General features: G+C 37.1%; 10 protein-coding genes and 1 CRISPR repeat array. Of the genes, 1 reads left to right on the top strand and 9 read right to left on the bottom strand.

Annotated features, from left to right (window positions below; all coding sequences use genetic code 11):
* Positions 1-231: 231 nt before the first annotated feature.
* The 3 genes from IGK01_RS01595 to tdc all read right to left on the bottom strand — a co-directional run bounded on the left by IGK01_RS01595 (position 232) and on the right by tdc (position 6,252).
* Complete coding sequence (locus tag IGK01_RS01595) at positions 232-2,781, bottom strand: HAD-IC family P-type ATPase (protein WP_023519024.1); 2,550 nt, start codon at positions 2,779-2,781, stop codon at positions 232-234.
* A gap of 153 nt (positions 2,782-2,934) precedes the next feature.
* On the bottom strand, positions 2,935-4,389 hold the full coding sequence (locus IGK01_RS01590) for an amino acid permease (protein ID WP_438840451.1): 1,455 nt from the start codon (positions 4,387-4,389) through the stop codon (positions 2,935-2,937).
* Between the two features lie 27 nt (positions 4,390-4,416).
* On the bottom strand, positions 4,417-6,252 hold the full coding sequence (tdc, locus tag IGK01_RS01585; protein ID WP_023519022.1) for a tyrosine decarboxylase: 1,836 nt from the start codon (positions 6,250-6,252) through the stop codon (positions 4,417-4,419).
* 497 nt (positions 6,253-6,749) lie between these two features.
* Between tdc and IGK01_RS01580 the strand changes: the two genes are divergently transcribed.
* Positions 6,750-8,180 (top strand): DNA-binding protein, encoded by a 1,431-nt coding sequence (locus tag IGK01_RS01580; RefSeq protein WP_409173731.1) that lies wholly within the window; start codon positions 6,750-6,752, stop codon positions 8,178-8,180.
* A 227-nt stretch (positions 8,181-8,407) separates the two neighbouring features.
* Here the strand turns inward: IGK01_RS01580 and IGK01_RS01575 are convergent, their stop codons facing one another.
* The 6 genes from IGK01_RS01575 to cas9 all read right to left on the bottom strand — a co-directional run bounded on the left by IGK01_RS01575 (position 8,408) and on the right by cas9 (position 15,572).
* A complete protein-coding gene (locus tag IGK01_RS01575) occupies positions 8,408-8,764 on the bottom strand; it encodes a DUF1622 domain-containing protein (protein ID WP_019724648.1) in 357 nt (118 codons plus the stop codon).
* Positions 8,764-9,126, bottom strand: a complete 363-nt coding sequence (locus IGK01_RS01570) for a DUF1622 domain-containing protein (protein WP_010736474.1) — start codon at positions 9,124-9,126, stop codon at positions 8,764-8,766. The genes IGK01_RS01575 and IGK01_RS01570 overlap by 1 nt, the downstream gene beginning before the upstream one ends.
* 225 nt (positions 9,127-9,351) lie before the next feature.
* Positions 9,352-9,652: direct repeats of the CRISPR family, unit length 37 nt; unit sequence AGTTTTGGAAGCATTCAATTCAACATAGCTCTAAAAC.
* 86 nt (positions 9,653-9,738) lie between these two features.
* Entirely contained in the window at positions 9,739-10,404 is a 666-nt protein-coding gene (gene csn2, locus IGK01_RS01565; protein WP_438840834.1) for a type II-A CRISPR-associated protein Csn2, read from the bottom strand.
* Positions 10,394-10,738, bottom strand: a complete 345-nt coding sequence (gene cas2, locus IGK01_RS01560; RefSeq protein ID WP_023519019.1) for a CRISPR-associated endonuclease Cas2 — start codon at positions 10,736-10,738, stop codon at positions 10,394-10,396. The genes csn2 and cas2 overlap by 11 nt, the downstream gene beginning before the upstream one ends.
* Positions 10,735-11,601, bottom strand: a complete 867-nt coding sequence (gene cas1, locus IGK01_RS01555) for a type II CRISPR-associated endonuclease Cas1 (protein ID WP_023519018.1) — start codon at positions 11,599-11,601, stop codon at positions 10,735-10,737. Before cas1 ends, cas2 begins: the two co-directional genes overlap by 4 nt.
* Positions 11,580-15,572 carry a type II CRISPR RNA-guided endonuclease Cas9 gene (cas9, locus tag IGK01_RS01550; protein WP_224434450.1) on the bottom strand — a complete coding sequence of 1,331 codons (3,993 nt, stop codon included), beginning with the start codon at positions 15,570-15,572 and terminating at the stop codon, positions 11,580-11,582. The genes cas1 and cas9 overlap by 22 nt, the downstream gene beginning before the upstream one ends.
* Positions 15,573-16,080 lie beyond the last annotated feature (508 nt).

Raw genomic sequence — 16,080 nt, 5'->3', positions numbered from 1 at the left:
GAGAAAAGCGCTTTGACCTGAGCAGTAAGATAGAAAATCAGAAAATAGCTCCCCATATTTTTTGATTTTTTAGCTTAATGTTGAAGGTCAGCTTTTCGAACACCGTTTATCAGGTTTTAAAAGAAGCGTTCAGCTCCAAGTATTAAACCATAAAAAGCGACAGCCTTCCTCTACAGTAACCTAGGGGGAAGACTGTCGCTTTGACTTTATCTCTTAAACGATCGACGATTCTCAGTTACCGGCAAAAGCTTCTCTTTCTTTTCTTTTAATCCATGTTTTACTGATTCGTTTCTCGACTTCTACGATTGTAAATAATAGAAGTACATTTACAAGGATTGGTAAATGTTGAGCAAAGCTCAAACTTGTTGTTTCAATGACTTGTTGCGCAAAGGGTAGATAAATGACTCCAGTTTGGAGGACAAATAAAATACCTAATGAAATAAATAAGAATTTATTTTGGAAGAAGCCTTTATTCAATGAAGCATCGACTTGCTCACGGCAATTGATCATATAGACGGCTTGGGCAGCAACAATATTTTGTAAAAGAACAGTTTGTTGTAAGGCTTGACCTTCAAACTGCATTGCCAACCAATAAGCTGGGATAATGATCAAGAGGGACACATAGAAAATCCGGAAAACATTGTACTTCGTCAAAATCCCTTGGTTAGGATCTCTTGGTGGCCGACTCATCGTGTCTTTACTTGCTTGTTCAAAACCTAAAGCATAGGATAACGTGATTGTTGTCACCATATTGACCCATAAGATTTGGATCGGTGTCAAAGGCAATGGCTGATTCGCAAGTAATGCCCAGATGATCACCAAGCCTTGTGCTAAAGATGTAGGTAAGAAGAAGCTGATCGTTTTTTGTAAATTATCTAAAATCCGCCGTCCTTCTTTGACTGCTTTAGCGATCGTATGGAAGTTGTCATCGCCTAATACCATATCTGCGGCTTGTTTACTGACTTCACTTCCTTTGATCCCCATAGCGATTCCCACATCTGCTCGCTTCAATGCGGGCGCGTCATTGACACCATCACCGGTCATCCCAACGATTTCACCATTCTTCTGCAAAGCTTCTACGATCCTCAATTTATGCTCCGGAGTCGTTCGAGCAAAGACATCGACTTTGCTCACTTTCTTCGCTAAATCTTGATCAGAGAGTCGATCGATATCGATTCCTTCAAGGACATTACTCGTATGCTTCAATCCGATTTGATCCGCAATTGCTTGGGCTGTGTCTTTGTGGTCACCAGTAATCATTTTCACTGAGATCCCTGCTTGCTGACATTCTCTTACCGCTTGGATCGCACTCTCTTTTGGTGGATCAATGATTCCTGCAATCCCAACAAATGTCAGTTGTTGCAACTGTGCATGGTCTAACTCTTGCTCAATAGGCATTTGCTTGTAGGCGAACCCTAATACACGTTGGCCTTTTTTCGCTAGCTGTGATGCTTGGTTGATCCATTGTTGCTGTTCTGATTGTGACAAAGAAGATCTCGATAATAAAACTTCTGGCGCTCCTTTGACAAACACTACTGCATGGTCCTGTTCTTCATGCAATGTTGCCATATATTTATAACTTGAGCTAAATGGCAATTTAGCAAGCGACGTTTTTAGGGGAAGATTCTGTTCAGCTGTGTATCGTAATAAAGCTAGCTCAGTTGGATTGCCACTCAACGTTTCCACTACTTGATCCTCTTTCGTTTGCACTTCTTGACAATTTTTCATGATTTCAAGTAAGCGTGTCTCATCTTCTGTCATTGTTTCCACAACAGTCATTTCATTTTTGGTCAACGTACCCGTTTTATCTGAACAGATCACCGTCATTGAACCAAGTGTTTCAACAGAAGGTAATCCTTTGATAATCGCTTGTTCTTGTGCCATTTCATTGACCCCAAGTGAGAGGATCATCGTCAATACCGCTGGCAAGCCTTCTGGGATCATAGAAACGATCAACGCAATGATTGTTGAGAATAAAAAGTTCCACTCTAAGCCATACCTAAATGAGGTAAAGAAAATCAAGAATAAACTTAGAAAAACGATTCCTCTGAAGATTTGCTTGTTTAACTGATGGATCTTGCGAACCAAAGGGGTTGTTTGTTGTTGGACTGATTGTAATGCTTGATTGATTTTTCCAATCTCCGTCGTATTCCCTGTTTCAACGACGACACCAAGTGCCGATCCAGCTTGGACAAGTGTACCTGAAAAAGCCATATTGAGTTGATCTCCTGCGCCTAATTCGTCGACTAACGGCTCACTTATTTTCTCGACCGCATCGGATTCACCGGTCAACGCAGCTTCTTCGATCATCAAACCATATGTTTCGACTAAACGAATATCGGCAGGCACGACATCTCCAGCTGTTAAACTAACTATATCCCCTTGCACGATCTCAGTGGCAGGAATACTTTTCTTGACGCCTTCAGAAAGAACCACTGCGTCTTGACTCATTAAACTTTTTAGCCCATTGAGTGACTCTTCTGCTTTTCTTTCTTGCCAATAACCAACAAAACTATTGATGATCACTACAAGTAAAATAATACTACCTTCAATATAATCACCCGTTAAAAACTTCAAGACAGAAGCCACCATAAGGATGATCATCAACAAATCCGTAAAATGCTTCAAAAATTTCCGAAGCGGACTGACTTTCTTTTTTACCTCTATTTCATTTCTTCCTTGTATTTCTAAACGACTGGTACGTTCTTGATTTGAAAGACCATCTTTGGTCGTCTTTAATTTATTCATTGTTTCTTCAGCAGTTTCTTTGTACCATGTCATCGGCAATCCCTCCTGTATTTCATTTGATAATACTTATTATACGTAAAAAGGAGGGTTTCTTATGTCGATTATTTCAGGCAAACATGAAATAATTAGTGTGATTTAATATGAGCCAGGTTTCTAGGTTTGCTTTTCAAACGAAAATTTTTGCCTTTACTCCGATTGCTTCGTTGATTTTTGTTCACTCAATTTGTTCTTTATTTCTTGTTCCCAAGAAGGTTTTCTAATTTTTTCGATACATAATGGGGCAACAAAAAGAATGCCGCTGATCAATGCGACAACCACAAAGTTGATCCATGTACCAGCTTTTAATGTAAGTCCGACAGAAAAAACGATTGCTGCAAATAAGACTAACACAACAAGCCATGCACCGAGATTCCCATTTCCCTCTTTTTTACCGATGCGAAATGGACGAGGGATAGTTGGATTTGTTTTTCTAAAACGTAAGAATGCGACACCCATGATAAGATAGACGATACAATAAATCACTGTCGTTGCATTTACTAACATCAAAAATGCTTGATTGACTCCGGGAATCAATAAATAGAATAGTGCAAATACAGAAATGATAATGGATTGTGTCAAGATCACCGCTTTTGACACATCAAATTCATTGGTTTTCCAAAAATTGAAACGAGGAGGATACGCGCCTTTTCTTGCACTTTCTGTAACAGTTTTGGCTGGACCAGAAGCCCAAGCAGACAATTGTACAGCGACACCGACAAATACAAGTAAGCTGAATAGGTTCACAATCATATGTGGCAAGCCAAGAATTTGGCAATCGATCGAAATGGATTGAGCAATATTATTCAACTCCATTTGACCCTTTGGTACCACATTGGCAACGACTAACGCATTCAGCGTATTTACCACAAATAAAAAGACTAACGCAGCGAAAATACCGCGTATATAAGTTTTAACTGGATGTGCCAATCGAGTGATATAAACAGAAGACATTTCGATTCCAGTAAAAATGAACATGATCGGTGCAAAATAAACGAATGATTTTGCAGTACTTGGATCGGGAACTAAAAGATCCCAAGAAAATTTCCCTAATGTTCCATTTGGCATAATACCGATCTTGATCCATGCTGCGGCACCTAATAGGAGCATCAATGCCAACGGGACATACAACCCCAACCAGACACCGATTTTCCCGCCAATTTTTGCCATGTCGAATTTTAAGTTCAATAGTGTGATGATCCAATAAACGACTAAAATCACGAGCAATGTGAATTTACTATTCAAGCCCAATGGGACGTTATTGACCATGTTGCCAAACAATGGGGCAAGTGCTGAGGCAACCATGACCATCCCTGGAAACATTTGAACCCATAAAAGCCAAGAGACGACAAATCCCCATTTTCTACCGAGGGATTGAGAGACCCACAGTTCTGGCCCTCCCTTTTGAGGAAACATCCCTGCAAACTCTCCTGAGATCAGAGAGATCGGAAACGCATAAAAGAGTACAGCAACTAACATATAAAACAACATCGTCCAACCAGTGGCAGCGACATCAGGAATATTGCGGACGCTTGCGACTAAAGCGCAAGTCATCCCAATAAACGTTAACGTTGACAGTTGTTTGGTAGATTTTGAGTCTGTCATGATTGATCCTTCTTTCTATCACTAAAACTACGCAAGAACTTCTCTTAGTTTTTCTTCCATTGCGTGTTTGATGGCTTCGGTATAATAAGCAAAGATGTTGTCATCGGTTAAATACGGAGTCATGATCGCAGCTCGCAACAAAGTAACTTGTTGTTCTTTTTGCCATTCCTCTTTTGGAACACCCATGCTTTCAACAAATGCTACTGGAGAATCGCCATAATCCGCTTGCGTGAAGGTCGTATGAGAAGTGATAAAGCGTTCTGCGTACACATCACCTTCCATATAAGAGGACACATCAAACATTTCTTCATTCAAACGGTTGATTTCTTTTAAATCTGTACAACCTTGGACTTTGAATGCCCAATCGACCATATTGAAATCTGGATGATTCAATGGATAGACTTCGATTGTTTTCCCATTGACAGTAAAGCTTAATTGATCAAGAAATTCTCGGAAACGTTGAGCGGCTTCGATCGATGCACCAATCAATTGACCATAGCCAGTGACATTCAAAGGCAGAACTCGGTGTGCCGTCCAAACTGCCGCAGCCGTTGCCCCAGCTTTTGAACCTTCTAAAATATAAGCACCTAACATATCTGGTGCTTTAACGGATTTTTCAAACACATAAGGTGCAAAATAAGAGATGATATTCCGCATACTTTTATGTTTGATCGTGATTCCTCCTGCCGCATAAGGTACATAGCCCATTTTATGGGGATCAACAGTCACTGATTCGGCTTCACTGATTGCCTTGAATCCTTCATAAACACTTCGTTCGATTTTCACTTCATGATGGAAAACATGATGTTCTTCATAAAATTCTGCTAATGATGCGTAAGGTACAAATTCATACGCTTCATTCATGAACAAGCAACGGGCATAGCCACCATAAGCTGCATCCACGTGAAGGTAAAAATAAATGCCTTCATCTTTCAATTTTTCTCTAAGTTCAACGATTTGATCGACACGATCGACTTGTCCTTCTTCTGTTGTACCTACAACAGCGACCACACCTAGGATGGGGATATGTTGGATAGCTAGTTCACGAATCGTCTTTTCCAATACTTGGACATCCATTCGGTAGCAGTCATCAACGGGGATCGCGATCATTTGATCCAACCCGACACCACAAATATCTAATGCTTTCATCCATGAATAGTGTTTGGTTTGAGGAACAAGCCATTTGCCCAATTCTTGGATGTGTTTCCCACTTCGTGAAGATGCAGCTTTGACTCGATCTAATTCTTCATCAGTAAATGTTTCGATCATTTCTAATATTTCTTCTACAGATAGATTAAGTAATTCCCAATCCGATAGGTCTTTCACTTTTTCAGGGTAAGTTTCTTTGACCGCTAAAGGAATCGATTTGATACAACGGGCATACCATAGACCTTCTAAATTCGCAATTGAACCATCCGCTGTCAGATGGCCCCAACCATTCGGCATACTGAACAGCTTCGCAAAGTCTTCTCCGATTTCTGCTTCCATTTGTGACGTGGCCATTGAGGATTCCAATGCCACGTTATTAGGATTCCAAAGCATCGCAAAGTGATAAGCCAACAAAGCTGGCATCAATGTTTCTGCATTCATTTGTCCCCAATAACGTCCGGCTGAATGCCAAGGAATTGAACCGGCACGCATTCGTTCACTGACTTCATCTAAGACCTCCATCATATGTTGTCGAGTCGCAAGATAAGATGTTGTTGATTTGTCTGCTTCACTGATTGCGGGAAGGTCAGCTGGCAAATAATTTTCACGCCAACCTAAATGTTCATCCACCATCTTATTCAATAACATTTTATACACTTGGCCATTTTCTGCTTTGTCGCCAATAAAGACGGCTTTGATGTCCATATCTTTCATGATTCATTTCTCCTCTCTTGTTACCTGATCACAGGAAATAATCAGCCGGCTGTTGTTGCTTGATCAGTTTACGTGTTTGACTATACGCTCAAATTTTAAAAAAATTTTTTTAATAACATATCTTTATATTTCTTACTTTGAAGACAAAAAAATAAAGTCTGATTATTCTGTATTTTTAGCTCAAAAAAACGAACGATGTGACTAAACTCCCTATCTAAGAATGGTTCAATTTATTGATTATAACGTTTAAGTCACGAACAAAAAAAAGAAATCAAATGTACTTATTCGTTGAAAAATATTCATATTTGTTTTTTCTATTTGGTTCTTTTTATCAATCAGTTCCCAATTTTTTTAATTAAAACAGATACAATAACAAAAATAAGTAAATTTAGCATCTTGTTTGCTAAGAAAGATTGGGTGATAGATGCGTATCTACAAAAAACATGGCATAATAGCTAAGTGCTTGTGCATGACTATACAAATAGGGAGGATTCCCCATGATTGAACATTATCTTGAGAAAAATCTCTTACGCCAACTCTTTCTTTGTGGACAGTTTTATGTAAATAAGGAAGTCCATCTTCCAACGACAGCTACTTTGTTACATGTTTGTCAAACCACTCTGTTGAATGATATCAAATCATTAAGTAGAGAATTGAGCGACCAAATCATTTATCAATCAAAAGAAAAAGAAACCTATTCTTTATACTTCGCACCAACAACTTCTCGCTTCCAATTGATGCAACGACTCTCTCGGCCGTCTTTATTTTTAAAAACTTGCCTTCTTTACTTAGAAGATGAACCAGATTATATCCAATTGACCGAACTCGAATTTGTTTCAGTCAGCAAAGCTTACGCATTGAAGAAACAAGTGTTAGACTACTTTCAAGCATGCGATATCGCCATTGAACATCATTCCCCTCACTTTACTAACATCGAAAGACGCTTGGTTTTGCTAAATGTGAGCTATCGGACAGGCACATTGCCTGACCTCTCTCTTCCTTGCTCCTTTGATGTCCAAGCGCAAGAGTTTATTCAAGCAGTCACGAAAAAAAGTGGGCGGATCTATGATCGGGATACCCAAGAGATTTTGCAAACAGGCTTTCTGATCAGTCTGTTCTATCAAAAAGACGCCCCGCTATCAATCGATCAATCCTTCATCGATGAAATCAAAAAGAGACCGATTTATCATTTCGTTCTTGCAGCTTGGGAAGAAAGTCCGTTTAAGCAATTTTTTCAACCAAATGAATTTTATTTTATTCTGATACTCTTCAATTTATGTGATTATGGATTTGATTCTTATGAAGCAATCGAGCAGGATTTTGCCCAACTGCATCAGGTCTTTATTGAAAATAATCCAGAGACAAAACAATTGATCCAACAATTTGAACAACATTTTGATCATGCTTTTCTTGGAAACAAAGCTTTTGAACGTGCTTTGATACGTATTTTGCGTTCTGTTTGGAAAAACTATCAATTGTTCTTACCTGAAAAATTTCATTTATTGACCGATGAACAACGAGAGTTATTTGAAGAAGTAAAACGGATCGTTAGCGATTGGAGCCATGCACTTCCTTATCAATTAAAGATCAATCCAAATTGTCTGCGGTCATTCGTTATTGAATTGACTGGCATTTTACGCTTAGATAAACAAAAATTAACTGTGCGGATCGTGACCAACTCAGATATCAAATACCTGATTTATCGCGAAGCTTTAGAGGCTGTTACGACATGTGACATTTCCGTCGAGCCAATGATTTATAAACAATTAAGTAAAGAAGCTATCGATTTTGTGGCAGCCTCATCTAACCGGCTGTTGTGTGAACGTACACTCTACACACCTGTGGCCTTGTCCATGGAACAAATTATTCCAATCTCAGTCGAAACAGTGGAACAAGCAATTATACTGCTTGTAAAAAGTAGTTCATGAGGAAGGCATACTTTCGTAATAGTAACTCTTGCACACATTTATTCTGTCGTATAAAGTGTGTGCAAAGCTAGACAGTTCCATAAAAAAAGCTAGAAAACCAAAAATTCATCCTACAAGATTTTAGCTTTTCTAGCTTTTTTATAATCGTTACTTTCTGAAAAACTATTCAATTTTAAGAGACGTGATCACTAATATCATTTACCCATTCTGCCTATGATGATGCAAACTTAGACATCTGCTGGGCCGATTTCTTTATTCAAGAAGTAAGAGATGATCGTACGAATCACAACTAATGCGGCCAACTGAAAAATATCTTGTAATGTCGGTTTGATGATCGACTCGATGATCCCAGCAGAAATCAATATCTCTAAACTCAACAAGATATACCCACCCAGCATTTTTTTGATGCCATTATTTTGATGAATCCGTTCATTTTGTTTGAATGACGGATTCAAGGAATCTTTCAAAAAATCTTTGATTGAAAGAAAGCCTCCCCATAATAAGACCACAATGGCAAAAATATCTAAAATCAAGACCAACCATTCAAGATATGGATAAAGCAGTGTCATCCAACTGATCTCCATCAAACTTCCCTTCTTTCATGCGATACATGACTCGCAATTTCTAAATTTAAGAAATAAGAGATGATCGTGCGAATGATAATGATCAATGCTAATTTTAAAATGTCTGTCCAAGTTGGTTTAATGACAGATTCGATGAGATCTGCCACGATCAGTACTTCTAAACTCAACAAAATGTAACTAGCTAGTAGTTTTCGAATATCCGCATTGCGCCGATTACGTGTCGCATAATCTTTAATCAATGGACGTTCCAACATCAAATTTTTTAAAACTAAAAAAATTCCAACCAACAAGACTAAAATCGAGAAAATATTCAAAATCGCAGTCACCCATTCCAACAAATGAACCAACGTTTCACTAAACATCTTTACACCCCACTTTTTCTTCTACTCCTATCCTACTAAGAGTAAAGAGTTTCGTCCAGTTTGAGCAAAAAAAGAAAACACAAGTGTCTGTGTTTTCTTCTGACTCTGTACTTTTTATTAGTGAATCCCACTATCATCTTTTTACTGAGATCCAGTATAGCTAGTAATGGCAGACAATTCAACATAGCTCTAAAACTCTCTAAGGATTATTATTCGTCCATTTATTGTTTTGGAAGCATTCAATTCAACATAGCTCTAAAACAACAATCTTATATACCTTCAAACAAGCATAGTTTTGGAAGCATTCAATTCAACATAGCTCTAAAACGGTGACTTATTCAATAGTGTAGGTGGCGGAGTTTTGGAAGCATTCAATTCAACATAGCTCTAAAACTGGACGGCTCGCCGTAACAGTCGCAAGAAAGTTTTGGAAGCATTCAATTCAACATAGCTCTAAAACGTTGGAGTCAATCCAAACGATCGCAAAGAAGTTTTGGAAGCATTCAATTCAACATAGCTCTAAAACCTCGTAGAAAAAATTTTTTCTGACAAAGTTTCGTAATCGCGCGATTCGTTCATAGCAAAACTTCAGAATTGAATACTTATTTTCTTTTATTCTACCATACTACCATCTATTAAAAAATAATCATTATCTAAGATTGTTTTTGTGATTCCTGCAATTTTTCTTGGTTCGATAAAAAGAACATCCATGTTACATAAAGAAATATAAGATCGTATTTCTTCTATTTCTTTCAACGTTAAATACGAACAAACATTGATAAAGATTAATAGTTTCTTTTTTGTCAGATACTTAAATACTTGTAAAATCTCGATTATTTTTTCATAAATCGTATCACTCGTCGTTTCTATTTTGACTCCTAACGCCTTGAATAATTCTAAAATCGTGATCTCATCACTTTCCAAGTCCATCTCATGGTCTAATAATTCATACTCAATCAGTTCACTGATCGTATCTGTCAATTTAGTGATCATCGACTTCACTTCTGGCTTTTCGTTCAATTGTCTTTCTAAATCTGAATAAATCAATTTCAGTGTCGCGGCTGAATTGATGTCAAAGCCCAAAATATCTGTTATCATCATCAATTCGCTTTCTTTAATCGTTTCATGCCGTTCATTGAATAACTTCACTTCACCATTTTCTTTATAGGTGTACAGCTGTTGGATCATTTTAGCAAACACCGTCACGTCTTCTATGATAAAAAAATTCGCATGCTCAAATTTCATTGGCTGATCAAGTAATGAAAAATTAAGATTCATCATTGAACTCCTCTCCTAAAAAGATCACTCGGTCATCTAGATTCCCGATACTTTGATCTTTTTCACCAGTCAAATAAATCATTCGACCAAATTGCTTTTCTGTTACTGTAAGGATCGTGATCAACCCTTTCTTAGGATTATTCCCTTTTAAACGACCGATCATTACCTGATTGGCGGTATTGTTAAGCAGGAGTTTACTATAGACGGAAAACTGATGCATGATGAAGCCTTCACTGATCAAAAATTTTCGAAAACGACGATAAGCTTTGCGGTCATCGACGGTTTCAGTTGGCATATCGAACATTAATATCATTCTCATATAGCGATAACTCATATTCCGAAGTGTGGAACTCCTTTCGCTTCTTTATTTAATGCTTTGATTACTTTCTTTGTATAATCTGCAACGATATTTGTCAGGAACATCTCTTTTTTCTCATAAGAATAATTCGTTAAGAACAGATCGAATAATCTGCGTTTGATTATTGGAAATTCTTTCTCACGTACCTCGTACACGATTTGATCGACTAATGGGCGAAACGGCTCCATTAAATCACTGGCTAAGTTAAAGTCATTAAACTGATTGGCATGTTTCAACCCAAATTGAGTCATGCAACCATTCTTGACGATTTCTCGAGCAAATAGACTCATCAATAAAGTATATCCATAATCTAATCCAGCATTGATTGCATTGTCTGCTTCTCTAGTGAATTTATTTCCAAACAATGTTTGGAAATAAATTCTGGCTGCATGGCCTTCTCGATTGGTTGGATCTAGTAATTGTAAACTGGCAGTCAACTGAGCAATTGCTTCTGCTTTTTCAGTAAATAAACGCTTTTCTAAAAAACGTTGCTGATTGTTGATTTTCTGTGTGATGATCTCAGTCCAAACACTCGCTTTGTCATCTTTCTTCCATTCGATTTGCCGAGTCAATTGTAAACTGCTATCATGCCGACTATAAAATGGCTGCAATTTTGCAGTAGGTAATCGTTTGTCATCACAGAACAAGACAAGGACTTTTTCATCCACTAAACGCTTGAGCAACATTGTAGTAATCGTGATATCCGTAGTTTCTAATAATAGAACATCGATTTCTGACAAGTGGATTTTTTCTGTTCTTTCTGCGTTCCTAAAAATCAAATGATTGTTTGTATAGGTCAATTTTGAATGTGTATTGATTACAAGCGTTCTCCATCCCATAACTTCCTTACCTCCACTCGCCTTTCATATAATCCAGTAACCGATTGGTAGATAATGGTTGCTTCCCAAATGTCGGTCAAACTCTTATATCTTTTTAATATCTTAATATCAAAAAACTTAAACTCAACAGAAGCACCAAATAACGTAAATTTCAATAAAGATAAAATAGCATCTATCATTTCTTTCAGATCTACCTCTTTATTTTTTTCATAGGCAACTTTTATTTTTTCAAGATGTTGAGGAGCCAAAATATAACGCACCCCAAAGTCAGAGATAAAATCAAAAATGTCATTAAACCCTTCTTTATGCGCATTGACATAATCAAAACTCACTTTATGATTGATTTCATCGTAATGTCTTGCATGATAAAGCAATGTAACTAGATGTTCAGGTAAAATCAATGAGTTAGCTTTTTGCGTTTCTTGATGACTCGCAATCATTCTCCGATATCCACCTTGTGCTTCGAATAATATATATTTAGGCAATATCAGCCATTGTTTTACGCCCTCATAGCCTTTTGTTTTTAGAAACTCTCGTGGGTCTTGTTCGAATCTCAATTGTTCCATAACGGTAATTCCTTCGATTCCTTTGGTTACCTTCTTCTGTTTTCCTTTTTCAAAGATAAAAATCACCGTATATGCCACAAGTGGGCTACCATAGCCACCATATTTCAAAGGATCTAATGATGCTTTTCTTGGAATTAGTTTTTCTGGATTCGCTTTTGAATTAATTGTTTCCTTATAGAATCCACCTTTTTGTTTTTCTACTTTCTTAACGATATTCACTTGGTGTGCGCCAATCGTCTTCTTGATTGTTGAGAGATCACGTTTTTTATTCCAAATCACTTCACCTTGCTCATCACAAATGATTTCTTCACTTTCAAAAAATTTCATGATATTAGAATAGAATTCTTTTTTTGCAGTTGCTTTATTGATCTGGTTGATATCCCCTTTGATATAACTTCCGTAGACAAATTCTGGTGCCAACTTAGGATATTTTTTTAGTAAAGTCATTGCGACTACTCCGTTTAAATAAGCGTCGTGGGCATGGTGGTGATGATTGATCTCTCTCACCTTATAAATATCGAACATCTGACGGAATTGGCTTGTCAACGTTGATTTCAAGGTAATGATACTTGTTTTCTCAGTCGCACTTACTTCTTCTGGTAAATTAAAATGCTGATGTAACAGATTGGCAACATGTTTCGTTATCTGTCTTGTTTCGACTAACTGGCGTTGGATAAATCTTGCCTTGTCTGCCTCGGTCAGATTTTGTTTTGTAAGATTGGCTAGTTTTTTGTCACTGATCAATTTTGCTTGATGTAGCTTTTCCCAATGTGATCGCATTCTTTTGACAACAAGTGGGTCCGGGGCATTATCTAACTTTCCACGATTGACTTTTGATGAAACTAGGACCTTATTATCTAAAGAATTATCAACAATAAAACTTCTAGGAATAATATGGTCAATATCATATTCTGATAAACGATGAATCTCTAATGGTTCACCTGTATACATATCTTTTCCATTTTGCAAATAATATAAATACAGTCGATCTTTTTGTAGCGCTTGATTATCTGTTGGATAGTCTTTCAACAATGGACTGTCGATATTCTTCAATGCTTCTTCTAAGGCTTTTAAGCGGGGGCTTGAACGGCTTGTTCTTTGATTCTCACGTGCCATTTCAATCACTATGTTCTTAGGTGCCTTACCGATGATACCAATGATTTCTTCGACGATTTTGATACTTTGCCAAATCCCTTTTTTGACCGCAGGACTTCCTGGGATAGCCTTCACTTGATCAAGCAATACGTTTGAGTCGCTCATGATCAATTCATTAGCAATCGTTTCTTTAAACGAAAGATGATCATCATTGATTAGTTGCATGAAATTTCGATTACGATTGCAAGGAAAATCATCATCATCGATCAAATAATCAAGAATGGTTTTCCGGGACTGCTTCTCTCGGATTCCTTGGATCATTTTTTCCGATAGCCGTCCCCAACCAGTATAATGTTTTTTTGCTAATTTCTTGATAGCTGGAAGACCTAAGACAGTTTCGTACGGTTTCAGTTGTTCCCTAATCATTTCTCTGTCTTCAAAAATCGTCAAAATTTTGATAATTTCTTCAAACATCGTTGTCATATCGGGATCATCTAATAATGTATCCATCTGATCTGATAATTTCAACAAATCATGATAGGTGCTATAAGAAGCATTGAATGACGTTTCAATTCCTTTGATTTCAGTTGAATCGATCTGCTCGTTCAACTCTAAAAATTTCCTCAATTGTTTTTCTGTTACTCTTGGATGTTGCTTGAACAACTCGTTAAAAATCTTGCGTTTTTGTTCACTTGAAAAATAGTGAGATTTGCCACGTTCATCTGTATAACTGACTTTTGTCAATTCATTGAAGATCATGAATCTTTGATAAATCAAACTTTGTTTTGGTAAAACTTTTTCCTTTGGTAAATACGTATCTTGATTTGTCATTCGCTCAATAAATTCAATGGCTGAATTCTCTTTATCAACCACTTCTGCAAAATTCCATGGAGTGATTTGGCTCGGACTCTTACGTTTGATCCAAGCGAAAGGACTTTGACCTTCTTGTGCCAACGGTCCTACGTAATATGGGATTCGAAACGTCAGTAGTTTCTCGATTTTTCCTTGTGCCCCTTTTAGAAAAGGATAAAAACGTTTCTGCCGATCCATAATTTCTCTCATTTCAACTAAATGGATTTGATGAGGAATCACCCCATTTGCAAAGGTACGTTGTTTCAATAGATAGATCTCTAGATCAATTTTTTCCATGATTGATTGGCTTTCCTCTAATCCAGCTAGTTCTGTTCTTAGAAATTTATAAAAATCTTCTTGTGTCGCTTTCCCCTTGACATACCCAGCGTATCCATTCTTACTGCGATTCTTAAAGAAATCATCGTACTTTTTAGGTAAGTCTCTACGGACTAGTTCTTTTAATTGTTTAAGGTCTCGTTGGTGCTCTTCAAAGCGCAACTTCATATTCGCAGACAACTTAGCTTTCGTTTCATCATCTGACTTAGAAAGGATTTGCGAAAGTAAAATCGCATCATACACACCCTTCGCTTTTAAAAATAATTCTGCATAATCGTCACTTGTTTTTTCTAGCAGTTCATTTAAATCCTCTTCATAACAATCACGAGTAAAATTCAACTTCATTTCTTCTTCTAAATCAAACGTCTTTTTAAAATTTGCTTGATTTCCGACCATTAGTTTAAGGAATTGAGCAAAATTTCCAGTACTTTTTTCAGATGGATAATAAGCTAATACTTTTTCCACTCGTTTTGCCTTAGATAGCCGCTCTGTCAGAATAGGGACAGCATCATCCAAATCTCCTATAGGTTCTGGAAAGAACTGTTGGTATGCTTGTAAAAATTGCTGATAATTTTCGGTTACCGAGGTATTTTCAGTATCTAATTCTCCTTCAAACAAAAAGTGCCCTCTGTACTTCAAGCAATGGGCAATCGCTAAGTACACTAAACGAATATCTGCTTGTTCTTTTGAGTTTGCTAGATCATGCCTCAAATGGTAGATGGTCGGATATTGACGATGATAATTTTTTTCCTCCGACAATGTAGCAAAAACAGGAAACTTAGCAAATCGTTTGTCTGCTTCCACACGATCTCCTTCTTCTAGCCGAGCAAAAAAATTGGGATCTTTTTTATGTATCTCTTCTGCAAAAATATCTTGTAATGCTAAAACTCTTTGACGTCTTCGTGCGATCCTACGACGGTTCGTTCGTTTGATCCGTCGAAATTGTGCAGTTTTACCTTCTTCGAATAAACGTGCACCCCAAAAATTCTTTTTTATTTTCTTTCTATTCGAGTCTCCTTGAATACTCATTTTTCTTGCGACTAATCGATAATCATCCGTCAACACTGCCCATCCAACCGAATTTGTCCCAATATCTAATCCAATCGTATACTCTTTTTCCATACTTAAATCCTCACCTCTCAACATGATAAAAAAACAAAATCAAAAATATTGTTGTAAGTCTGACAATCTATGCTATAATAAAACCATTGGTAGCATTCAATTCAATATAGCAAGTTAAAATAAGGCTTTGTCCGTCATCAGCTTCTAGGAGCAAGCGCTGTCTCGGCGCTTTTTTTGACTTCATCCGTCTAAAAACTATACAAAAACAACTATGATACCCTTTTCATTCATCCTATCACACTCTTTTCTCAAAATCATCATAATAATAAAAAAAACCAAAATGACTGATCCTAGTTGATTATCCACTGGAAGAATATTTTAAATAATCAAACCACCTTTTTTTAAATAACAAAAATGAGATTCGATTACTTGTATCTATTAGTCGATGAAACATATTCTTTCTCTCTAAACCAGAAACTACGAAGTTTTTTCAAGAAATCAGCAAATGTTGGTTCTATTTTTTTCAGCCATTATCTCTTTCCCCTTTTTTTGCCTCAGTGATCGTCAC

The organism is Enterococcus sp. AZ080, from assembly GCF_051714945.1.
Classification (GTDB): domain Bacteria; phylum Bacillota; class Bacilli; order Lactobacillales; family Enterococcaceae; genus Enterococcus_B; species Enterococcus_B pernyi.
This window is presented reverse-complemented; position numbering and strand designations above follow the sequence as displayed.

What these genes read in the sequence shown, in the direction of transcription:
- IGK01_RS01590 (WP_438840451.1), bottom strand. Translation starts at nt 4,389, where the DNA reads ATGACAGACTCAAAATCTACCAAACAACTGTCAACGTTAACGTTTATT.
- IGK01_RS01575 (WP_019724648.1), bottom strand. Translation starts at nt 8,764, where the DNA reads ATGGAGATCAGTTGGATGACACTGCTTTATCCATATCTTGAATGGTTG.
- IGK01_RS01595 (WP_023519024.1), bottom strand. Translation starts at nt 2,781, where the DNA reads ATGACATGGTACAAAGAAACTGCTGAAGAAACAATGAATAAATTAAAG.
- IGK01_RS01570 (WP_010736474.1), bottom strand. Translation starts at nt 9,126, where the DNA reads ATGTTTAGTGAAACGTTGGTTCATTTGTTGGAATGGGTGACTGCGATT.
- cas9 (WP_224434450.1), bottom strand. Translation starts at nt 15,572, where the DNA reads ATGGAAAAAGAGTATACGATTGGATTAGATATTGGGACAAATTCGGTT.
- cas2 (WP_023519019.1), bottom strand. Translation starts at nt 10,738, where the DNA reads ATGAGTTATCGCTATATGAGAATGATATTAATGTTCGATATGCCAACT.
- IGK01_RS01580 (WP_409173731.1), top strand. Translation starts at nt 6,750, where the DNA reads ATGATTGAACATTATCTTGAGAAAAATCTCTTACGCCAACTCTTTCTT.
- cas1 (WP_023519018.1), bottom strand. Translation starts at nt 11,601, where the DNA reads ATGGGATGGAGAACGCTTGTAATCAATACACATTCAAAATTGACCTAT.
- tdc (WP_023519022.1), bottom strand. Translation starts at nt 6,252, where the DNA reads ATGAAAGATATGGACATCAAAGCCGTCTTTATTGGCGACAAAGCAGAA.
- csn2 (WP_438840834.1), bottom strand. Translation starts at nt 10,404, where the DNA reads ATGAATCTTAATTTTTCATTACTTGATCAGCCAATGAAATTTGAGCAT.